Here is a 21,717-nt window from a genome sequence, read left to right as displayed (position 1 = left end):
ATCAGTATAACACATTTTGCAATAAAAAAAGACAAAAAAACCAATCCGAATTGTGAACAGAACGAGAGACCTGATCACCCGTAAGTGACCAAGTCTCTCCTTTTATCAACGATCCTTATTCTTCTAATTCTCTACCAAGTATCCATATACCGATTTATACTTTCCATAGTAGCCCATTACTTTTTGAACATATTTCCTTGTCTCTGAGTACTCTATGTGGTGGGCATTTTGCAATGTGCCATCCCATTTCTTATCTTTCAACCAACTCTTTACCTTATTTGGTCCAGCGTTATAGGCTGCTACAGCCACCACTTCATTTCCATTAAACTCTTTAATTAAGTAGGCCAGATACCATGTACCTATCTGAATATTCATCTTAGGGTCACCGATTTGATCACGCACAGCCGGAGAAAAGGGCGCACTTTGAATCACAGTATCAACGGTACCAGGCGTAATTTGCATTAAACCTTGTGCATTGGCGTGTGAAATCTTTGACGGATCAAACTTGGTTTCGACACGTATCACTGCCATCACGAGAAAAGGGCTTATCTTATACTGTTTGGCACTATTCAGGATATCTTCTTCATATTTTAGTGGATACATCCAGCGGTTAGAGACAGGAATTGCAATCAACATAATGATCATAATGAGGATAATCCCAATCAAGATCATTCTCTTAGGAGGCATGGCTCGAAGCGCTGGATCTATCCATTTTTTAAAGCTAGATAATTCCATAGCTGATCTACCTGTCTTTCTGTATGAAATACGAGGTGACTGTTATCAATCACAAAATCGGCCATCTTCTTTTTCTCTTCAATCGAAAGTTGTACATGAAGCCGAGCTTTTGCTTCTAATTCAGTTAGTTGATCTCGCTCCATTAAACGTACCGTTTGCAATGCTTCTGGTATATACACAACAATAACCTTTTCCACTAACTGCGTCAAACCGCTCTCGAATAGGAGTGGAACATCCCAAATAATGACAGCTTCCGGATCCTCCTTTTGAAACTCAGCTGTTTGCCTTTTCATCTCAGCTCGAATCAGAGGATGTAAAATAGCATTTAATTGCTGACGCGCATTTGGATCATGGAAGATGATATCCCCTAACGCTTTCCGATTTAATTGCCCCTGTGAATCGATCACTTCCACGCCAAATGCTGCGATCACCTGCTGTAATCCTTCCGTCTCGGGCTCTACGACTAGCCTAGCAATCTGATCTGCATCAATAATTTTTGCTCCATGTTTTTGGAACATCTTCGAAACAGTACTTTTACCAGTCGCAATTCCCCCAGTTAAACCAATAACCAAACCAAACACTCCTCTACCAAATCCGAAACAACCCCAGAACGATTAGGATAATCCCAGGGAGATACGAAATAAAATCACCAAATCCATTATATTGAAAACGAAATCCGATCCACATCCCAAATCGTAAAAAGATCCCACACATAAGTGTAATCAATCCAGCAACTGTAAAAGGAGAATAGCCCAATAAAGCAACTCCCAAACCTGCCCCAAGCGAATCAAGCGAAAGCGCAATTCCAAGTAAGATTGCCTCTGCTGCATTAATACTACCAGAATGATCCATATCAGCAGTGGTTGGCTTCTTGAGAATTTGAATCACCAGACCCCACTTAGGTAGTTCCCATATCCAAACCTTAGGATCGATCACTTGTGCAGCCGACATATCCACTTGTCCATTTTGTCCATTATCAATATCTTCTCTATCCTGCTCATTTCGAGTTATATAATGAAATAATGTCCAACATCCCAACAATATGAGGATCGTTGCCCCGATCCATTTTTCCATTTGAGGAGAGAGCCACAGGCTAATCTGATCCCCAATTACCATTGTAAGAAAAATACTAAGCCCGGAACATCCTGCAATAATGAGTATCGAGCTAATAGGAATGCGAATTCTTCGTAATCCATATGTAACGCCTGCGCTAAAGCTATCTAAACTGACTGCCAGAGCAATTCCAATCATCGTCCATATATGCCACATAGTAAAACTCCTCCATATCACTAGGTGCTATCCTAGCTTATGAAGGAGCCTAGAGGTAGGTGCATATACTACTTTTGACACTGAGGGCAAATATGTGTCCCTCGTCCACCTACCACTAATCGTTCGATCGGATTGCCACAACCATAGCATGGCTCATTCTTCCGTCCGTATACTTTAATTTGTAGTTGAAACATCCCCATCTCGCCTTGACCATTTACATAAGAACGAACAGACGAACCGCCTGCTTCCACAGCCTTCGATAATGTTTCAGAGATGCTGTGGTAAAGCACGTGGATCTCCTCATCCGTTAGCTCATTGGCACTACGTTCAGGATGGATTTTGGAACTGTGTAATGCTTCATCCACGTAGATATTCCCCAAGCCTACTAATACTTCTTGATTGAGCAATAGAGGTTTAATTTTCGTTTTTCTCCGACCAATCGCTTTTTGAAACCATTCAAGCTGATATTGATCTGGATCTAAAGGCTCCGGTCCCAGCTTTTTAAGCGGTTGATTCTCTTCCTCTTCTCCCTTTGGAAACAGATGCATCGTCCCAAATTGCCGTACATCCTTATAACGAAGTTCGGTTCCATCTGTAAAGTGGAAAATAACATGGGTATGTTTCTCTAAATCAGCATCTTGTCCCGCAACTCGGTATTTCCCTTCCATTCTCAAATGGGAGACAATAACCCATGGATCGCAAAAAATCTTTAAAAACTTACCTCTTCGTCCAATCCCTGTAATCGTAGAACCTTTTAACTCTCTACAGAAAATCTCAATATCATCTGGACGCTGGATGATTCGAGGAAGATGAACCGATACATCTTGAATCGTTTTTCCCACTACTAACTGTTCTAGCGTGCGGCGGACGGTTTCCACCTCTGGTAATTCTGGCATCTTCTGTCTCTCCCCTAGTTGTGCTTCGAACTATTTGGCTTCATACCAACTTTGACCTATATTCAGATCGACCACCAATGGAATTGATAGCTCCACCGCGTGTTCCATCATCTCACGTACCAAATCCCCCATACTGCCTAGCTCCTCGGTCGGAACCTCAAAAATCAACTCGTCATGTACTTGAAGTAGCATTCTACTCTTCATTTTCTTTTCAACCATCAAGCGATCGATGTCAACCATCGCTTTTTTAATGATATCCGCTGCCGTTCCTTGAATGGGTGTATTCATCGCGGTTCGTTCTGCAAAGCTACGGCGTGCGAAATCAGTAGCATATAGCTCTGGAAGATAACGACGACGTTGGAGCAAGGTTGTAACATAGCCATCTTGCTTCGCTTGAGCCACAATCTCATCCATATATTTTTTTACGCCTGGATACGTCTCAAAATAACGTTCAATAAATTGTTTGGCTTCCTTCTGAGGAATATTTAAGTTCTGGGACAAGCCAAATGGACTAATTCCATATACAATACCAAAGTTAACTGCCTTTGCTTGGCGACGCATGAGAGAGGTAACCTCTGCTTCCTCCACTTGGAAGACATCCATCGCTGTCTGGGTATGGATATCCTTAGCCTCACGAAATGCCTTTTGTAAACTAGGATCTCCCGAAATATGGGCTAACACGCGAAGCTCTACTTGCGAATAATCCGCAGCTAAGATCATCCAGTTCTCTTCGGACGGCACGAAAACTTGACGGATTTTCCGCCCCTCTTCTAGCCGGATCGGGATATTTTGTAGATTGGGCTCCACACTGGACAAACGTCCTGTAGCGGCAATCGTCTGGTTAAAATGGGTATGAATTTTTCCATCTGCACCAATTTCTTTTTTCAGACCCTCTACATAGGTACTCAAAAGCTTTCCTACTTGTCTGTAATGAAGAATTTTATCCACAATCTCATGTTGTGGGGCTAATTTTTCTAATACATCTGCACTAGTGGAGTAACCCGTCTTCGTCTTTTTTAATACAGGTAGACCTAATTTATCAAATAAAATCTCACCCAATTGCTTAGGCGAATTAATATTAAAATCTGTACCTGCAATATCATAAATCTCAACCGTGAGGCGTTCAAGGGTCTCTTGGAGAACAGAACCTAATTGCTCTAATTGCTCCCCATCTACTTTTACTCCTAGTTTCTCCATTTTCCCTAATACGCGCGATAGCGGCATCTCCAAATGATAGAGTAGATTCGCTAAATCAGTTCTCTCAATCTCTGGTTGTAATTGGGATTGCAGGCCGTAGAGTACATATGCTTTTTGGGCTAGATGTTGCGCAAGTACTTCCCCTGTAGGGAGCTTTCGTTTCGCACCCTTCCCATACACTTCTTCATCAGAGGCTAAGCCATATTCACTATGCTGCGAAGCCACATCGCTTAAGTTCAGACTGGTCTCAGAAGGATTTAGCAGATAGGCGGCCAGTAGGATATCGATTTCGATTCCTTCTAACGACATCCCCAACTTTGAAAGGGCAATCTCTGACCTCTTCCCATCAAATACAATCTTCCGAGAGTTGCTTGATCCAAGCCAATCTTGCAGTTTATTCCACTGGGTAACTACATTAGCCGGAATATACAGATTGGTAGCCCCATCGGATAAAGATAAACCAATTAACTCCGAACGATGCGGATTCTCTTCACTCGATTCTACATGGAGGGACAAGGAATCTGATTGTAATAGATCATCCCAATCTCCCGTAGAATCCTCTGACACGACCTGATACTCTATCAATGTTTGATCAGGCTCAGACACTTGTCCTGACTGTTCGCCAAACCCTTTTTTGATACGATCCACCAATGTCTTAAACTCTAGCTTTTTAAAAGTCTCGACTACTTCTTCGGTATGAATCGACGTATGCTCTAAATCATCGATTCCAAAGTCTAAAGGCACCTCACAACAGATAGTGGCAAGTCGTTTACTTAGTAATGCTTGCTCCTGAAATTCGGTCACTTTTTCTTGTAGCTTTTTACCAGGTAGATGATCGACACGGGCAATAATCTCTTCTACTGATCCATGTTGGTGTAATAGTTTCAAGCCTGTTTTTTCGCCTACCCCAGGGATACCCGGAATATTGTCAGATGGATCTCCCATTAATCCCTTTAAATCAATGATTTGAGGAGGAGTTAAGCCATAGCGCTCTTGAATGGTTTCTGGAGTATATCGATCTGCTTCTGTCACGCCTTTGCGAGTCATTAACACGCTAACCTGATCTGTCACTAATTGGAACAAGTCTTTATCTCCACTCACGATGAGGGCTTCCATACCCTGATCATCTGCCATTTTAGACAGTGTCCCGATAATATCATCCGCTTCATATCCTGCAATGCCATAATATCGGATTTGGCAAGCATCCAATACTTCTTTGATAAGTGGGAACTGTCCTGTTAGTTCACCCGGTGTTTTATCCCGTTTCCCTTTGTATTCTTGATAAAATTCGTGGCGGAATGTGTCTTTTCCCTCATCAAATGCGACAAGCATATGGGTTGGTTTTTCTTCTTCTAGTACTTTTAAAAGCATCATGGCAAATCCATAGGCAGCATTGGTATATAGCCCAGATGAATTTGTTAACAATGGCAGAGCATAAAAAGCACGAAAGGCAATGCTATTTCCATCAATGAGAACTATTTTTTTCTTAGACAATTGGTTCACATCCGTATCTAGTTTCTATTATTTGGACCCTTGTATTCGTAGTACTTTCATGTATGAAAGAGAGTTCTTGTTAAACATAGTTTTGAGACTCTATCATTGTATCACGCGAACCACATTTTCTTCCAGTTTGTTGGTAGTAGATTTCCAATATGAAGAAGCCGTACTGTGACTTATTACGGCTAGTAGAATGTAGCAATATCACGAGTTACAATCACACGTACAACTTGGTTCATGATTACAATCTGGCGTACAACTAGGTTGACAGTCGATCCAATCACACCAATCTTCTTTCGATTTCTTTTTTCTTTTCTTGTAGTACCAAACCATAAAGCCAAATCCCAAAATGCTCATTCCTAACAAGATAGATCCATCTATAAATTTTCTTGACCATAGTGCAATCATTCCACTAAACAGAAAAGCTAAGTTCATCCCTAGTAGCAGAAAAAACAAAGTTACGCCCCCTATAGTACCATTTCCAAAAGGAAACGAATGAAATAGACTACTAAAATAGAGAGTCCTATACCACTTAGTAATCCTGTCAAACACCGTAATCGATTTGTACTCTCACGTAATTCTTGTAGTTGAGTAAATCCATCTATGAGCATAGGGATCTGCAATATGAATCCTAACCACCACGGAATGGGAAAAGGGAGAAGAAGAAGAATCGGTAACCACAAATACCCGAGTAGGATACTTAAACAACGAGCACAAATTGGCATCGGCTTGCCATTTACATGAAAGCACCGAGAGATCTTGCGATGACAAGGAACTATATACGCTAATTTTGTCCAAATACTAGCTTCTTTCGATTCCATAACTCACGATCCATTCATAGAGAAAATAATAAAATCTACCAAACTTTTCCCGACTATTACGTATAAAAACATCTACTTTTAGTCGATGAAAAAGTAGATTAGTAGAGTGGATAGTATGGATATCCGATCCATTATCATATTAGCAATCCACCCTATTTAGAAGCACTGTACACCTTCCTTACTATTCCGGATCTCTAATATTACGGACACCTCTCATTAAAATCAGACCAGACTAGGGGCAATGTGTCTGACCACCCCTGTGAAGGAGTAGAGCCTACTTAGCGTAGTCCATCGAAGCAAAGGCGTTTTGTGACAATGTCTGAGCGTTCTTTGCGAGTTTTGCCACTTGCCCTTGCTCCGATGGACGAGGCGGACTTGCTTTTCCACATCTTCGCAGGCTCACTATTTGAGCTGTGGGCATATACATTCCCTAGCTTTGCTCCAATAGCTAATAAATAGCCCTTGTAAATCAACAAAAAGAAGCCTTTAGAAGAAAGCAAAACCTTTCTCCCAAAAGCTTTATACACACACTCTATCAGGTTCATTTCCTAGGAAATAGACAAGCAACTACTCTTTAGAGAACCAAATTGTAAAAGTAGTCCCCTCACCCACCTTACTGGTTACCTTTATCTCCCCTTCATACTCCTCAACCAAATGTTTCACAATAGCAAGTCCAAGTCCCGTTCCACCTGATTCGCGCGATCGCGCTTTGTCCACACGATAAAAGCGCTCGAAAATCCGCCCTAAATCCTCTTCCGGAATTCCCATACCTGTATCAGAGACGACCAGGATCCAATTACTCCCCTCTTGGTCTACCTGTACTCGTATTTCACCACCTGCTGGAGTATAGGCGATGGCATTGCTTACTAAATTTAAGACAATCTGTTTTAAACGATCTGGATCCATTCTAATTTGGAAGTCTTCTTTTATTTCGACTCGTAACGTTTGTTCTTTACTACGAGCTTGTTCATCTAGTGTTTTGGTGATGTTTTGTAAGAAACTAGCAATAGAAAGCTGTTCAAAGTTCATCGCCATCTGTTTGGATTCAATGGTTGATAAATCCAATAAATCTCCTACTAAGCGCTGCAAGCGAATACTTTCTTCCAAGATAATCTTTAGAAATTCTTGACAAGTATCTGGATCTTGCATGGCTCCATCCAATAAAGTTTCCGAAAAACCTCTAATGGAGGTAATCGGCGTTCGTAGCTCATGAGAAACGTTGGCCACAAAATCTTTTCTCATTTGCTCTAGACGTCTGATCGCAGTCAAGTCATGGAAAACAGCCACGACACCAATCCCATTGGACTCCACCCACATCGGGGCAAGGCTCGCCTCTAAAATACGCTCGACAGGGTGATGAAGATGGATTTCTTCCCTAATTCGAGTGCCTGTCTGAGCACATCTTGAAATCAATGAACAGAGATCAAAAGTGGTCTGAATTTCCTCATATGGAACCCCTACAATCTCATTTGGCTTCGCACCAAATTGCCGTTCAAATGATTTATTCGCAATACTTACACGCCCTCTAGCATTTACCATTAATAATCCACTTTCCATCGATTCAATCACGCTCGTTAACCTGCGTTCACTCTTCCGAATCGTTTCCATCTGAAACTGCAAAGAATGAGCCATTCGATTAATCGCTCGTCCCAATCGCCCAATTTCATCTTTTCCATCTTCTTTTACCCTTCGATGGAATCGTTTCTGAGCGATATCAACTGCTACCTGTGTCATCTCCTCTAACGGTCGTGTTACACTACTTGCGACTCGAGAACTCGCAAAAGCAGCCAACGCATACGCGATGACAAGTCCTCCCGCAAGAGATAACCACACTTGGGAAAGAGACTGATTCACCTCATCTAAAGGCGAGGAAATCCGCACAATTCCTATCTTTTTTTCGTCACGAACCACCGGCACCGCAGCGATCAATTGATCCGACTTCGGAATCGTGATGACCTCAGAACCATTGGACTGTGATCGGATCTGTTCCCACTCTGTCTCTAACTCGGTATTCGATTTACTGTTCGTCGAATCACCGAGTACTTTGCCTTGTAAATTATATAAAGTCACATGTGCCTCTAAAGTATCTCCAAATGCCTTGATTTCTTGCTGTAGAGAAGCTAAATCGCTCTCACTACCATGCCATTCAATCGTTTCAGCAATCATCTTACTTTCTTTCGTAAGCCGACTGCTGAGCGAGTCAATATAAGATGAGTGTAATAAAAGTGCTAAAAAAAATCCCGTTCCTAACACCGAGCATCCGATTAAAAACAGAAAAAGTGAGGTAATTCTAGCTCGAAACGTCTTCATAATGCTATAACTTCTTTCCCTCAAATTTGTAGCCGATCCCTCGAACCGTCTTAATATAATGAGGATTACGGGAATCGACTTCGATCTTATCTCGCAGATGACTCACATGCACATCAACAATTCGTGAATCCCCTACATAATCATAATTCCAAACCGCATTGAGCAACTGATCACGAGACAGCACCTTTCCACGATGATTTGCCATATAGGCTAGTAGTTCAAACTCTTTCGGGGTCAACTCCAATTCCTCACCCGAACGGGTCACCTCATAACCATCTGGATTAATCAGGAGTTCGCCTATTTTAATCAATGACGTTTCCGTTTCCTCCTGCTGGCTTCCTTTTAATGCTTCCACCCGACGAAGAATGGCTTTCACTCTCGCCGTTAGTTCCCGTGGGCTAAACGGCTTGGTCATATAATCATCGGCACCCAGCTCCAAACCAAGCACTTTATCAAACTCATCTGATTTTGCCGTCAGCATGAGAATCGGAACATGGATTTTCTCTTGGCGCAACCGTCGACATACTTCTAATCCATCAATCTGAGGAAGCATGAGATCCAATAATAGTAAATCAGGAAGTTGATCTTTTAATTTCTCGATCGCCATCAACCCATCCGAAGCACTGTCTACAAGAAAGCCTTCTTTTTCTAAATTGAATTGTACCAACTTTACAATTGAAGACTCATCATCCACCACTAAAATTCGTTTTGACATAATCGTCACCCCACGTATCTTGATGTTACTTCTATCATCTCTGATTTCACTTCCTATTTCCAATGATTCAATCCGTTTTTTACAAATCCTTTACAAGAAGCCCAGTCCGGAAAAATAAAAAACAACGGCAAAAAGATCACTCTACCTTTGCCGTTATTGATATATAGAAGATGTGTTTTCTCTCTTATAGCTCCATTAGTTTCTCTGCTTCATCGCGTGGAATATGCCCAATCCCAATGGGTTTACTTGTCAACAACGTAGTGTACCATGTGAATAAGTCGTGTTTCCGATAAAAGGGACTTTGCCGGATCTTTTTAAATTGAATGGATCTACAATCCACAACCTCAGTGACACGGTTAATCCCGCGACTCCGGTGAACGAGTGTTTTGCCAATCAAACTATATCCTCCATCCCGGTAACAGATCCATGAATAGCCGACTATCCCGATACTGAGGAGGATTCCAATTAAAGCCGTCCACTGCCAACTCGGTAGCCAAAAGGTATAGATGCCTCCAGCGATTGCAAAACTGATCAGCACCTTAAGCCAAATCCACTTCTTTAGCGGAATAGGCGAGAATCTCGTAAGACTTACATTCACAACGGATTGGAACTCCGGAAGGTATTCGTTTAAAAACGCCTCTACATTCTCTCGTCTCACAAAAGGAAAGAGTATGTCTTTTTCTTTATTTTTCTCATCTTTAGATGTGCATTCCACTGCTATACTAACCCAGCCGAACCACTGACGAATAGGCGTTTCAACGATTCGTACGGCTTGAATCTTATTTAATTGAATGGAGGTACGATATTTTTCAAAAAAACCTCTCTCCACAATGAAACTTGAGGGTAGTCGTATTAATTGAAATCGGTAAAACTTAATATATGTAAATAAGGCAGAACCACACCACGCAACGAAAATCGCCAGGAAAATTTCCATCACAATCATCGTTTGACTTGTCCAATCAATTCCGGAAAATAATTGCGATAGTCCTTGAGCCATTTCTTGCTTGAATCCACCTAGTTGAAAGTCACTCAGTAATTCACTCAGACGATTAAATAATGCCCATAGAAGAAAGATAACGGCTATATTAAAAGTGCTTAAGGAGAGGAGCCTTAATTCAGATGGAGAAATGCTTTTAACCCGTTTCTGAGAATCATCATTCTGATTTTCAGTTGATGATAACGAAGACGATGGTGCTTTTTCATCTAATAACTTCCTCTTTAACTCCTCTGCCACTTCTAACCGTAGCCCAACTAATTTAACCTCTGCTCCCTTTCCGCTCGGAGTCTCAATTTGAAGAGTTGTCAGCCCTAAAAGCCTTTCCATCACGGATTGAGTTACATCCACCGTCTGAATTCTCGAATGCGCGATCACCGTCTTATGCTTTGTAAATGCTCCCTTGTAAAGGCGAAAATCTGTATCTGATAAATGATATAAAGTAAACTTCCAATCAAGAACAGCCAAAAAAAGGGCAAATACAATTACTGCCAATAGCCCCCATAATCCCCAAGCAGTTGTGAAGGAAGCAACCACTATCCCAATAAGAGGGAAGATGAGATCCTGAAAAAACTTTGTTATGTATAGAATCATTGCCTTTTTACTCAGTTTTTGCATCGATTTCATCCTCGTCTACTTTAATCCATTGACGAACTTGCTCACATAGTCGCTCTGCTTCTTCAATTGGAATATATGCAACCTCAAATACACCACTACCACCTGTATGCACACGAAACTCAGCTAAGCCATATTTACTAATGATGGGACCTGTTTTGATATCAACATGTTGAATTCTTATCATCGGAACATAGATCGAAGTTCGAAATAAGGCACCTTTTTGTATCACTACATCACGTTCATCCACATCATAGCGGAAATACGTCCAACGAAAACGATTGAGCCAAAAGAAATCGAGTATCCAACCTAGTATAGAAAGACCTACAACAGTTGCCGGAATCCATAATGGCCAATTCCAATAAGAACAAGCGAAAAAGCCTACAATACCAATTAAAACCCCTGCACCATAAAAAATAACAGACTGCATCTGATGCGCACGAAATGAATCTTCTGGAAGCGTCAAGACTGGCTTCTTCATATACTCACACTTTCCACATTATGATTAATCTAATACTAAAGATACCCATTATTCCAACAAGTAAACGCAAACGAAAAGACACACCCTATGTGCAAAGGGTGTGTCTTTTCGTATCATGACTATGCGTTTAATACTTGCATCACTTTACGAACGGAGTCAGCTGATTTATCGAGTTCTTTCTTCTCTTCGTCAGTCAATTCTAGTTCAATAACTCGCTCAATTCCACTACCACCCAAGACAGTTGGAACACCGAGGTATAGATCGTTATAACCATATTCGCCTTCTAGATACGCGATGGATGGTAGGATCCGCTTCTTATCTTTTAAGATCGCTTCTGCCATTTGCGTAAGGGCAGCTGCAGGAGCATAGTAAGCACTACCATTACCAAGTAGGTTTACGATCTCTCCGCCACCTTTACGAGTACGCTCTACAATAGCGTCAAGACGGTCTTGCGGGATCAGCTTCTCGAGTGGGATTCCACCTGCATAGGAGTAACGAACGAGTGGAACCATGTCATCGCCATGACCACCTAAAACGAAGCCCGTTACGTCTTCTACAGATACATTTAATTCTGCGGCTACGAAGCTACGGAAACGTGCTGTATCCAAAACACCCGATTGCCCGATTACACGTTCTTTCGGGAAGCCAGATGTACGGAATACTTCGTAGCTCATCGCGTCTACTGGATTTGTAAGGACAAGGATGATGCAGTTTGGAGAGAATTTTACGATCTGTTCCGTAACAGAGCGCATAACTTTGGCATTGGTATTTACAAGATCGTCGCGGCTCATACCAGGCTTACGAGCAATCCCTGCGGTAATAATGACAAGATCAGAGTCTTTGGTGTCTTCATAGCTACTTGTTCCCGTGATATTTGCATCAAATCCTTGAACTGGGCTTGCTTCAAACATATCAAGCGCTTTACCCTTTGTTGGGTTTTCTGCTTGCGGGATGTCAACGAGTACTACATCACCCAATTCTTTTTGTGCTACCATTAGAGCGGTTGTAGCACCTGTAAAGCCGCCACCAATCACAGAAATTTTCTTACGACGAATCATGATCATTTCTCCTCTCAATTTATCTGATTTTTATGCCATGTTTTTGATAACGCTATCGGCAAACTCGGAACATTTCACTTCGGTTGCGCCATCCATCATACGTGCGAAGTCATAGGTAACTGTTTTATTCAAGATGGACTTTTCAATTCCTTTGTACACCAGATCGGCAGCTTCTTGCCATCCGATGTATTCGAGCATGAGAACACCTGATAGGATAACGGATCCTGGGTTTACTTTATCAAGACCTGCATACTTCGGAGCTGTACCATGAGTTGCTTCAAAGATCGCATGTCCTGTTTCATAGTTGATGTTAGCGCCTGGTGCGATACCGATACCGCCTACCTGTGCAGCCAACGCATCTGAAACATAGTCACCGTTGAGGTTTAGAGTTGCGATCACATCATACTCTTTCGGACGGGTTAGAATTTGTTGCAAGAAGGCATCTGCAATCACATCTTTTACGATAATTTTGCCTGCTGCTTCTGCCTGTGCTTGTGCTTCGTTTGCCGCCCCTGAGCCTAGCTCTTCTTTGATGCGATCATACTGTGCCCAAGTAAACACTTTATCGCCAAACTCTCGCTCTGCCACTTCATAGCCGTGAGACTTAAATAAGCCTTCGGTAAACTTCATGATATTTCCTTTATGTACGAGCGTCACAGACTTACGATTATGCTGAATCGCATATTCAATAGCAGATTTCACAAGGCGAGCAGTACCCTCTTTGGATACAGGCTTGATTCCAATACCAGATGTTTCTGGAAAGCGAACTTTCTTCACTCCTAGTTCGTCTTGCAAAAAGGAAATGACCTTTTTCGCTTGATCTGATTCGGCTTCCCATTCAATACCAGCATAGATATCTTCAGAGTTTTCTCGGAAGATCACCATATCCACATTTTCAGGATGCTTCACAGGAGAAGGTACTCCTTCGAAATAGCGAACTGGACGGAGGCAAACATAGAGATCTAGCTCTTGGCGTAGAGCCACGTTTAATGAACGGATTCCGCCACCTACTGGAGTGGTTAATGGTCCTTTGATCCCAACTAGATACTCTCTAACGCTATCGAGTGTTTCTTCTGGAAGCCATGTACCTACCGTATCATGTGCCTTTTCTCCAGCAAGCACTTCCATCCATGCAATACGCTTGTTACCTTTATACGCTTTTTCAACAGCCGCATCTAATACACGCTTCGCCGCTGCCCAAATATCAGGACCAATGCCGTCCCCTTCAATAAACGGGATAACAGGTACATTTGGAACCTGTAGTTTTCCGTTTTGAATTGTAATTTTTTCCCCAGCAACTGGTGGGACATATTGTGCCATGATGCTACACCCCTTATTTTGTTCGCTGAATATATAAAAAGAAACCAACGGGACAGCAGCCGCCAGCCACTGCCCCTAGTTGGCATTAACGTTGTTCAATTGGTACGTATTTTTGGTTTACAAGGCCCGTGTAATCTGCACGGGGGCGGATCAGGCGATTATTACTGTATTGTTCTAAAGCATGTGCTGTCCAGCCGGTAATACGACTAATCGCAAAGATAGGTGTAAAGATATCACTTTGAATACCTAGATAGTTGTATACACTTGCTGAGTAGAAATCAACATTTGGTAAAATGCCCTTTTGTGATACAACTAGCTCGTCCAATGTTACAGACATCTCATACCATTTGGTTTCGCCGACTTGCTCGCCTAGCTGGCGGGACATCTCTCTTAGATGCTTTGCACGTGGGTCTCCATCTTTGTATACACGATGCCCGAAGCCCATGATTTTCTCTTTGTTATCAAACTTAGCTTGTAGATAAGTTTCCACACGATCTACACTGTCAATCTCTTTTAGCATCTCCATCACTTGCTCATTTGCTCCACCATGAAGAGGACCTTTGAGCGCGCCGATCGCACTGGTGATGTCAGAGTAAATATCTGTTAAGGTAGCCGCTGTGACACGAGCTGCAAATGTGGATGCATTTAATTCATGGTCAGCATGGAGCACTAGAGCTTTATCAAATGCTTTTGCTGCAACGTTTGAAGGCACTTCTCCGTTCAACATATAGAGGAAGTTTGCCGCAAAGCTCAAACCAGACTTAGGAGCTACTGGTTCATTTCCAGCACGAAGACGAGCAAATGCTGCTACAATGACAGGCAGTTGAGCGGTTAATCGAACTGATTTACGATAGTTTGCTTCATGACTATTGTCTTCTGTCTCTTCATCATATAAGGATAAAGCAGAAACTGCCGTGCGTAGGAAGTTCATTGGATGTCCATCTAGAGGCCATGATTTATACTGCTCAAGCAACTGTTCTGGTAAAGCAGCGTATGCTTCCAATTCTTGCTTCAATTGCTCTAATTCAGACTTCGAAGGTAAACGACCATTCCACAGAAGGTACGCAACCTCCTCAAAAGTAGCATGATCTGCTAAATCATCAATGTCATATCCACGGTAAGTAAGCACTCCGTCCACAATGGAACTGATTTCAGAAGTAAGTGCTACCACACCTTCTAATCCTTTTGCAACCATGATATATCGCTCCTTTATTCAGTCTAACGCGCATATAGGCACCGATGCATTCTATATTCACAAGTGAAGGCGATGTCAATTTGATTATAAATGAAAATAGCAAAATATAGGAGGACCAATCATTACTTTATATAATATAATTGTTACCTTATACATAAAGAGGAAAGCCTACCTATAGATGCGAAATATTTTATTAATCTAAAAAACTCGGTGTATGGTGCCTCTATGTGCATGACGATTCATTTACGATATTAGTGTAACATAAACACCTTCATTTCGCACCTTGTGAGAAACCTGTCAATGTTCTCATTTGAAATGGTATAATCACCCTATAGATCTCTAAATTCTAGGAGGTGTGACCTCTGACACTACGACCATGGATGCAGGTGGGACTACGTAGCCTCATCGTTCTACTCATTTTAATTGGAGTATTTGTGACACTCACCTATTCTCTACCTTTGGTATATCCCTTTCTCATCGCTTGGTTGATTGCCATCTTCTTAGAACCTTCTATAAGGTGGTTGGAGCGTAAGATTCGTCTCCCTCGTTGGGCTGGGGTTTTGATTATGTTAATATTCCTGCTCTCGATCGTTTTTTCCACCATTATCTTCTTGGTTGCCGAGCTGGTTCAAGAACTCGCTAAACTAGCAGATTTCCTACCCAAATTACTAAACCAATTTGGACAACAACTACTCGATCCTTTTTCGAAAGATGGATCGAGCATGAACAAGATTGTAGAAACGATTCAAACCTATCTAGCTAAAAATCCGACCCACCAAAAAGGGATCGAAGACAGTATACGGGAAAATTTAGGTGTAATTACTGTGAAGATCACCCAAACCATTACCGACATCTTATCTGGAATCGGAACATTTCTAAGCAATCTTCCGTTTCTGCTAACGGTACTCGTCTTTGTCACTCTCGCTACTTTTTTCATCAGTTTGGATCTACATAAGATAAAAAATCGCTCAACCAAGTTTATCCCAGTGAAAGTCCGAAGTGCGGGTGGGCTTGTATTTGAAGACATTCGAAAAGCTTTATTTGGCTTTGTCCGTGCTCAAGCAACCTTAATCTCGATCTCGGGACTTATCATGCTTGTTGGATTGTTAATTTTAGGAGTAAAGTATCCATTTACCTTAGCTGTAGTCATCACGATTGTAGACCTTCTTCCGTATCTAGGGGTAGGGGCTGTAGTGATTCCATGGATTATTTATCTGTTTCTGGTTGGCGATGTAGAACTTGCCATTGGACTCAGCGTAGTTTACGCGATTATCGTAATTACGCGTCAGATATTGGAACCTAAGTTGGTAGCTAGTAATGTAGGACTGGATCCGTTGTTAACTTTGATTGCCTTGTTTGTGGGATTGCAATTATTTGGCTTTACTGGGCTTATTATTGGACCCGTGGTAACGGTGATTATGTTGGCTCTTTATAAAGCTAGGGTGTTTCAAGATGTGTATCATTATATTGTGGCACCGTTGCATCAAAATAATGAGCAATCGCAGTCACTTGAGTAGTAAGTGCTGTTGTAATGAATAGCAAAAAGGCTCTCCTATATAATGGGAGCCTTTTTGCTATTCAAATCCCATTATATGTGAATGATATGGGGTTTTCCTATATTTTTCTCCAATTGGCACAAACCTTTTTGCTATTGAGCATATATACTAATATACATGCTTGAAAAAATGATGATACAACCAAGATCACTTCTGTCTAGAAAAAAGAGAGAGCGACAGGAGGAAAGAGCGATGCAGGCCCTGGGCATTTACTTTACAGTTGTATTTGTGGTCGTTTTTATATTAGCGGATATATTGCGAGAAATTTCTTCGCGATGGGTAGATAGTGAGGAGACTGAGATAGAAGGTCCGCTTACTGGACATCCGATTCATAAAGACCCGTCATGGTGTGAAAAAATTTGCATCACGCTGATCACATCGTGGGCAATCCTTTTTATCCTATTCCTTTCTTCTCTCCCCTTCCTACTCTTCTTTCAAATTCTGACTTGGATTCATTATGCTGGACTCCACTTTGCCAACTTTGAAATGATGATCATGGCATCTTTCTCCATCGTAATCGGCGTTACCTGTTCCAGTATTCTATTATTTCTCCCCTTTCGGATTATCCTACAAGCCTTTCTTTATCATCTTCACGTTTGGCTCCTATTTCCCTTAAGTATCACCATCGATTGGCTCATCATCCACGCCATTCTAAAAGTTAGCTCTGGTATAGAGATTACCTCCGGATGGTCATCTTTTCTATTGGCTTTATATGCAAATCTACTAAATTACTTTTTTAATCGAGCTAATCCCGAAAGCCAATAGAAGCACTTATCTCTATCCATACCTCTAAATACTAAACAGGCGTGTTAATTAGAAAACAGCAATGGAATAGGGGCAATGTATCTGACCACTGTGATTGAGTAGAGCCTACTTAGCGTAGTTATTCGTAGCTAGGGCGTTTTGTGGCAACTTTGTTTGAGCGTTCTTTGCGAGTTTTGCCACTTGCCCGAAGCGGAGAATAACGGAGCGGACATACCCACATCTTCGTAGACTCACTATTTGAGCTGTGGGTAGATACATGCCCCGGAACATGCTATTATCTAAATAATTAACACGCCCCACCAATCCCCATCCAAACAGATACTCCCTACTCAACTACCGTCGCTTCGTTCCCCACACAACCATTCTCTTTGAAATACGACTCTTAATAGTATATTTCACCAACAAACGCGCCATCCCACGCGTATAAGGAATCATAATTAGAATTCCAATTATATCCGACAAAAAACCTGGAATAATTAGCAAAACCCCACCTAGAAGAATGAGCAAACCATCGATTACTTCATCCCCTGGAACTTCGTGATTCGATAACCGTAGCCGGATCACTCGAAGAGTCTGGAGTCCTTCTCTACGGGCAAAATGCCAACCAAGAAAACAAGACGCCAGAATTAACAAGACCGTAGGAATAGGACCAATCCAATTTCCAACGAGTGCAATTCCCCATATCTCTAATAACCCTAACAAAATAAAAGGAAGGAAGAGTCGTTTTATCATTCGATCACGTCCTTTTTTGAGTAGTGGAAGCGACTAAAGTAGCAAATAGATCAGGAAACTTTTCTTTCATGTTCACACGTTTCATCTCTTTGTTCACCCAGACATGAATACTATGTCCTGTAGTGAGTAATACCTCATCCCTTTTACGTTTTACCTCATATTCAAATATGAGACGACTTCCTGAAGCTTCTGTACAAGTTGTATATACGATCACTTCATCATCATAGCGTGCAGGTGCACGATAATTTGCTTTTACCTCAATAAGCGGGAGCATAACCCCTAGCTTCTCCAGTTCACGATAACTATAGCCCAGATCATGAGTATATGCAGTACGCCCTATCTCAAACCAAACCAAATAATTCGAGTGATAGACAATCCCCATCTGATCCGTCTCCTGATAACGTACCCGAATCGAGGACTGTGATACATAGTTAGATGTGTTCATTTTGGCAAGTCCCTCCGTTATGCTATCGATCATAGTAGTTGTTGCTATTATAACAAAACTCTTGCCAACCTCACTCAAATGTGAAAAGATTATGCCGACACATATTTCTACGGCCGGACTCACATAATGAGTATAAGCGAAAAAGAAAAAATCCTGCTTTGTGTACAGAAAAATATAGATAAACAGAAGGAAAGGAGTTTGAACATCGTGTTCCGCAAGCGTAAATTGAAAAAAAGAAAGCTTCGTTGGTGGGTATTCCCTCGTTTGAGTCTTTTCTAAATAAGATACAGTTAGAGCACTGGTAGCGAGTCCAGTGCTCTAATTTTATGCTTTTGGAATGATATCTGCTTGTCCTGAATAAATCGAACCGCGTGAAGAGTCAACAGTAATCATCGTCTCACTCTTTAACTGATTCACTGCATTTTCTACCCCCACTACAACAGGGATTCCCAAACTAACCCCTACGACTGCAGCATGAGAAGTAAGTCCACCTTCTTCGGTGATAACGGCAGCTGCACGCTCAAAGGATGGGATCATCTCTTTCTCTGTACCACGAGTGACGATAATCGCTCCATCTACCATTTTGCCATTGATTTCTTCTGCTGTATTCCCCACCACAACTGGACCCGAAACTACTTTCTTCCCAATTCCTTGTCCTTGAAGGAGAACACCACCTGCTACATATACCTTCATCAGGTTGGTGGTTCCTGATTTTCCTACTGGTACACCGGCTGTAATGATAACTAAATTGCCTTCTTTGATAAAGCCCGAAGCAAGAGAAGATTGTACGGCAGATTGGAACATTTCATCTGTATTTCCACAGATATTACCACATACAGGATAAACGCCATGTATGAGTTGTAATTTTCGTTGTACATCCTTATGTGGAGTTACTGCAATAATTGGCACACTCGGACGATACTTGGAAATCATGCGTGCTGTATAACCACGTTCAGTTGCTGTGATGATCGCGGAACAATCCAATGAGTGAGAAGTATAAACGACTGCTTGCCCGATTGAATCGGTGATGCTGAGATCAGTGTCTCGTTGCATCTTCTTGAGCAATTCTTTATACGGAAGGGTTGACTCTGCCTTCTTCGCAATCGTAGCCATGGTACGTACTGCTTCTACTGGATAGCGACCTGCCGCTGTTTCGCCCGATAGCATGATCGCATCTGTTCCATCAAAGATCGCGTTGGCTACATCACTTGCCTCTGCCCGTGTAGGACGTGGGTTGCGTTGCATCGAATCTAACATCTGGGTAGCAGTAATAACCGGTTTCCCAAGTAGGTTACATTTACGGATTAGATCTTTTTGTGCAATCGGTACTTCTTCGGTCGGAATCTCTACACCAAGGTCTCCACGAGCTACCATCAAGCCATCAGAAACCTTCAAGATACCTTCAATGTTGTCTAACCCCTCTTGGTTCTCAATCTTAGAGATGATTTGGATGTCGGATTGATTTTTTTCTAAGATCTTCCGAATGTCCAAGACATCTTCTGGTTTTCGGATGAACGATGCTGCGATAAAATCAACACCCTGCTCAATGCCGAAATGGATATCTGCCGCATCTTTCTCGGTGATACCTGGGAGATTGATTTTAATTCCTGGGATGTTAACCCCTTTTTTATTCTTCAAAACGCCACCATTGGTCACGCTACAGATGATATCTGTACCCGTCACTTCTTTTACCTCAAGACCAATCAATCCATCATCAATTAAGATCGTTGTGCCCGGTTTTACGTCGTTTGGTAATTGATCATACGTAACGGCTACTCTTTTCTCATCACCTAGGATATCTTCTGTGGTTAAGATAAAGGTTTCTTCTGCTTTCAATTCGACTTCTGGAGCCTTAAGATCCTTGGTGCGAATCTCTGGACCCTTGGTATCAAGCAGAATGGCAACGGTTTGTCCTTCTTCTTCCGCCGCTTGACGGATATTCCGAATCCGTCCTCCGTGCTCTTCATGGGAACCGTGAGAAAAATTTAAACGAGCCACATTCATTCCTTGTTGAATTAACTGGCGTAGAACAGAGACCTCTTCACTTGCTGGACCAATCGTACATACAATTTTTGTTTTTCGCATAGACGAGTTTCTTCCTTCCCTGTCCATAATTATATCGATAAAATACTTGCCAAATGATGATTCGATAAGTCAAGGTGATGCTTCTGACTGTTTGCCTCATCAAAATCAATTCCGAGCACTTCATTATTCCGAATCGCAACCATCATATCTTTCTTCCCGCTCAGTAAAAGATCAACCGCTTTTGCTCCCATACGGCTGGCTAACACACGATCGAAAGCAGTCGGAGTGCCCCCACGTTGTACATGACCCAACACCGTAATACGCGTCTCAAAACCAGTCGCTTTTTGCACTTGGCGGCCTATATCAACGGCACTGCCGACACCTTCTGCAACGATGATGATACTGTGCTTTTTCCCACGATCGGCACCGTGCTTCAGACGCGCAATGATTTCTTCTAAACTAGAGTTTACCTCAGGAATCAAGATTGATTCTGCTCCGCCGGCTAGCCCAGCTAATAAGGCAATGTCACCTGCATCTCGCCCCATCACTTCAACGATATATGTACGTTCGTGTGAAGTAGCAGTATCGCGAATTCGGTCGATTGCATCAATCACCGTATTAATCGCCGTATCAAATCCAATCGTATAATCAGTACCATTTATATCATTGTCAATTGTACCCGGAACACCAATGGTTGGAAACCCGAGTTCGGTTAGTTTCTTAGCGCCTTGGAACGTTCCATCCCCACCGATGGTAATAAGTCCATCAATTTGATGTTTTCGTAGTTGCTCCACAGCCTGCTGCCGTCCCTCTTCTGTACGAAATTCATCGCAACGAGCACTATATAAAATGGTTCCTCCTCGTTGAATCACATCACCTACAGAACCAACCGAAAGCTCCTTAAAGTCGCCTTGAATCAGTCCTGTATATCCACGATATACACCAAACACATGTAGGCCATGATAGATCCCATTCCGTACAACTGCACGAATAGCAGCGTTCATCCCTGGAGCATCTCCACCGCTTGTTAAAACTGCAATCCGCTTCATTCTTTTTCACTCCTCATCGAAAGCATTTCCCATCCCACAGGG

At 42.1% G+C, this 21,717-nt stretch carries 21 protein-coding genes; 3 read left to right on the top strand and 18 right to left on the bottom strand.

Annotated elements, in window-relative coordinates; translation table 11 throughout:
• Nucleotides 1-123: 123 nt before the first annotated feature.
• The 7 genes from J2Z48_RS04605 to J2Z48_RS04575 form a co-directional block, all read right to left on the bottom strand.
• Nucleotides 124-735 (bottom strand): lytic transglycosylase domain-containing protein, encoded by a 612-nt coding sequence (locus tag J2Z48_RS04605; protein ID WP_307251385.1) that lies wholly within the window; start codon nt 733-735, stop codon nt 124-126.
• On the bottom strand, nt 705-1,316 hold the full coding sequence (gene coaE, locus J2Z48_RS04600) for a dephospho-CoA kinase (protein WP_307251384.1): 612 nt from the start codon (nt 1,314-1,316) through the stop codon (nt 705-707). Before coaE ends, J2Z48_RS04605 begins: the two co-directional genes overlap by 31 nt.
• Before the next feature lie 4 nt (nt 1,317-1,320).
• Nucleotides 1,321-2,004, bottom strand: coding sequence for a sporulation membrane protein YtaF (gene ytaF, locus J2Z48_RS04595; protein WP_307251383.1), 684 nt, complete (start codon nt 2,002-2,004; stop codon nt 1,321-1,323).
• A 68-nt stretch (nt 2,005-2,072) separates the two neighbouring features.
• Nucleotides 2,073-2,900, bottom strand: coding sequence for a DNA-formamidopyrimidine glycosylase (mutM, locus tag J2Z48_RS04590; RefSeq protein ID WP_307251382.1), 828 nt, complete (start codon nt 2,898-2,900; stop codon nt 2,073-2,075).
• A gap of 30 nt (nt 2,901-2,930) precedes the next feature.
• A complete protein-coding gene (gene polA / locus J2Z48_RS04585) occupies nt 2,931-5,591 on the bottom strand; it encodes a DNA polymerase I (protein WP_307251381.1) in 2,661 nt (886 codons plus the stop codon).
• A gap of 188 nt (nt 5,592-5,779) precedes the next feature.
• The gene (locus tag J2Z48_RS04580; protein WP_307251380.1) at nt 5,780-5,935 is read right to left on the bottom strand and encodes a hypothetical protein; all 156 of its coding nucleotides are present in this window, start codon (nt 5,933-5,935) and stop codon (nt 5,780-5,782) included.
• A gap of 126 nt (nt 5,936-6,061) precedes the next feature.
• Nucleotides 6,062-6,415, bottom strand: a complete 354-nt coding sequence (locus tag J2Z48_RS04575; protein WP_307251379.1) for a DUF2085 domain-containing protein — start codon at nt 6,413-6,415, stop codon at nt 6,062-6,064.
• A gap of 315 nt (nt 6,416-6,730) precedes the next feature.
• Between J2Z48_RS04575 and J2Z48_RS04570 the strand changes: the two genes are divergently transcribed.
• Nucleotides 6,731-6,874 (top strand): hypothetical protein, encoded by a 144-nt coding sequence (locus J2Z48_RS04570; RefSeq protein WP_307251378.1) that lies wholly within the window; start codon nt 6,731-6,733, stop codon nt 6,872-6,874.
• 108 nt (nt 6,875-6,982) lie between these two features.
• Here J2Z48_RS04570 and pnpS read toward each other — a convergent pair whose 3' ends face one another.
• The 7 genes from pnpS to citZ form a co-directional block, all read right to left on the bottom strand.
• A complete protein-coding gene (gene pnpS / locus J2Z48_RS04565) occupies nt 6,983-8,725 on the bottom strand; it encodes a two-component system histidine kinase PnpS (RefSeq protein WP_307251377.1) in 1,743 nt (580 codons plus the stop codon).
• A 4-nt stretch (nt 8,726-8,729) separates the two neighbouring features.
• Nucleotides 8,730-9,440, bottom strand: coding sequence for a response regulator (locus tag J2Z48_RS04560; protein WP_307251376.1), 711 nt, complete (start codon nt 9,438-9,440; stop codon nt 8,730-8,732).
• A gap of 184 nt (nt 9,441-9,624) precedes the next feature.
• Nucleotides 9,625-11,052, bottom strand: coding sequence for a PH domain-containing protein (locus tag J2Z48_RS04555; RefSeq protein ID WP_307251375.1), 1,428 nt, complete (start codon nt 11,050-11,052; stop codon nt 9,625-9,627).
• On the bottom strand, nt 11,036-11,530 hold the full coding sequence (locus J2Z48_RS04550; RefSeq protein ID WP_307251374.1) for a PH domain-containing protein: 495 nt from the start codon (nt 11,528-11,530) through the stop codon (nt 11,036-11,038). Before J2Z48_RS04550 ends, J2Z48_RS04555 begins: the two co-directional genes overlap by 17 nt.
• Nucleotides 11,531-11,649: 119 nt before the next feature.
• Nucleotides 11,650-12,591 carry a malate dehydrogenase gene (gene mdh, locus J2Z48_RS04545; RefSeq protein ID WP_307251438.1) on the bottom strand — a complete coding sequence of 314 codons (942 nt, stop codon included), beginning with the start codon at nt 12,589-12,591 and terminating at the stop codon, nt 11,650-11,652.
• A gap of 27 nt (nt 12,592-12,618) precedes the next feature.
• Nucleotides 12,619-13,908 carry an NADP-dependent isocitrate dehydrogenase gene (gene icd, locus J2Z48_RS04540; protein ID WP_307251373.1) on the bottom strand — a complete coding sequence of 430 codons (1,290 nt, stop codon included), beginning with the start codon at nt 13,906-13,908 and terminating at the stop codon, nt 12,619-12,621.
• 85 nt (nt 13,909-13,993) lie between these two features.
• Entirely contained in the window at nt 13,994-15,106 is a 1,113-nt protein-coding gene (gene citZ / locus J2Z48_RS04535; RefSeq protein ID WP_307251437.1) for a citrate synthase, read from the bottom strand.
• Nucleotides 15,107-15,489: 383 nt separating this feature from the next.
• On the opposite strand from citZ, the gene ytvI reads away from it, so the two are divergent.
• The gene (gene ytvI / locus J2Z48_RS04530; protein ID WP_307251372.1) at nt 15,490-16,620 is read left to right on the top strand and encodes a sporulation integral membrane protein YtvI; all 1,131 of its coding nucleotides are present in this window, start codon (nt 15,490-15,492) and stop codon (nt 16,618-16,620) included.
• 231 nt (nt 16,621-16,851) lie between these two features.
• Nucleotides 16,852-17,424: a hypothetical protein gene (locus tag J2Z48_RS04525; RefSeq protein WP_307251371.1), complete on the top strand. Its 573-nt coding sequence runs from the start codon at nt 16,852-16,854 to the stop codon at nt 17,422-17,424.
• A gap of 333 nt (nt 17,425-17,757) precedes the next feature.
• Here J2Z48_RS04525 and J2Z48_RS04520 read toward each other — a convergent pair whose 3' ends face one another.
• From J2Z48_RS04520 to pfkA, 4 genes are all read right to left on the bottom strand, one after another.
• Complete coding sequence (locus tag J2Z48_RS04520; protein ID WP_307251370.1) at nt 17,758-18,156, bottom strand: FxsA family protein; 399 nt, start codon at nt 18,154-18,156, stop codon at nt 17,758-17,760.
• A 4-nt stretch (nt 18,157-18,160) separates the two neighbouring features.
• The gene (locus J2Z48_RS04515; RefSeq protein ID WP_307251369.1) at nt 18,161-18,601 is read right to left on the bottom strand and encodes an acyl-CoA thioesterase; all 441 of its coding nucleotides are present in this window, start codon (nt 18,599-18,601) and stop codon (nt 18,161-18,163) included.
• A gap of 324 nt (nt 18,602-18,925) precedes the next feature.
• Entirely contained in the window at nt 18,926-20,686 is a 1,761-nt protein-coding gene (pyk, locus tag J2Z48_RS04510) for a pyruvate kinase (RefSeq protein WP_307251368.1), read from the bottom strand.
• A gap of 29 nt (nt 20,687-20,715) precedes the next feature.
• Nucleotides 20,716-21,675 carry a 6-phosphofructokinase gene (pfkA, locus tag J2Z48_RS04505; protein WP_307251367.1) on the bottom strand — a complete coding sequence of 320 codons (960 nt, stop codon included), beginning with the start codon at nt 21,673-21,675 and terminating at the stop codon, nt 20,716-20,718.
• Nucleotides 21,676-21,717 lie beyond the last annotated feature (42 nt).

Origin of the sequence: Croceifilum oryzae (genome assembly GCF_030814315.1) — a bacterium.
Classification (GTDB): Bacteria; Bacillota; Bacilli; order Thermoactinomycetales; family Thermoactinomycetaceae; genus Baia; species Baia oryzae.
The sequence above is the reverse complement of the archived record's forward strand: the minus strand, read 5'-3'. Positions and strand labels throughout refer to the sequence as shown.

Bases quoted from the DNA above. Each gene is read 5' to 3' on its own strand.
- mutM (WP_307251382.1), bottom strand. From the start codon at position 2,900: ATGCCAGAATTACCAGAGGTGGAAACCGTCCGCCGCACGCTAGAACAG.
- icd (WP_307251373.1), bottom strand. From the start codon at position 13,908: ATGGCACAATATGTCCCACCAGTTGCTGGGGAAAAAATTACAATTCAA.
- J2Z48_RS04525 (WP_307251371.1), top strand. From the start codon at position 16,852: ATGCAGGCCCTGGGCATTTACTTTACAGTTGTATTTGTGGTCGTTTTT.
- J2Z48_RS04550 (WP_307251374.1), bottom strand. From the start codon at position 11,530: ATGAAGAAGCCAGTCTTGACGCTTCCAGAAGATTCATTTCGTGCGCAT.
- J2Z48_RS04520 (WP_307251370.1), bottom strand. From the start codon at position 18,156: ATGATAAAACGACTCTTCCTTCCTTTTATTTTGTTAGGGTTATTAGAG.
- J2Z48_RS04515 (WP_307251369.1), bottom strand. From the start codon at position 18,601: ATGAACACATCTAACTATGTATCACAGTCCTCGATTCGGGTACGTTAT.
- pfkA (WP_307251367.1), bottom strand. From the start codon at position 21,675: ATGAAGCGGATTGCAGTTTTAACAAGCGGTGGAGATGCTCCAGGGATG.
- pnpS (WP_307251377.1), bottom strand. From the start codon at position 8,725: ATGAAGACGTTTCGAGCTAGAATTACCTCACTTTTTCTGTTTTTAATC.
- pyk (WP_307251368.1), bottom strand. From the start codon at position 20,686: ATGCGAAAAACAAAAATTGTATGTACGATTGGTCCAGCAAGTGAAGAG.
- J2Z48_RS04570 (WP_307251378.1), top strand. From the start codon at position 6,731: ATGTCTGAGCGTTCTTTGCGAGTTTTGCCACTTGCCCTTGCTCCGATG.
- J2Z48_RS04555 (WP_307251375.1), bottom strand. From the start codon at position 11,052: ATGCAAAAACTGAGTAAAAAGGCAATGATTCTATACATAACAAAGTTT.
- ytaF (WP_307251383.1), bottom strand. From the start codon at position 2,004: ATGTGGCATATATGGACGATGATTGGAATTGCTCTGGCAGTCAGTTTA.
- J2Z48_RS04560 (WP_307251376.1), bottom strand. From the start codon at position 9,440: ATGTCAAAACGAATTTTAGTGGTGGATGATGAGTCTTCAATTGTAAAG.
- J2Z48_RS04605 (WP_307251385.1), bottom strand. From the start codon at position 735: ATGGAATTATCTAGCTTTAAAAAATGGATAGATCCAGCGCTTCGAGCC.
- J2Z48_RS04575 (WP_307251379.1), bottom strand. From the start codon at position 6,415: ATGGAATCGAAAGAAGCTAGTATTTGGACAAAATTAGCGTATATAGTT.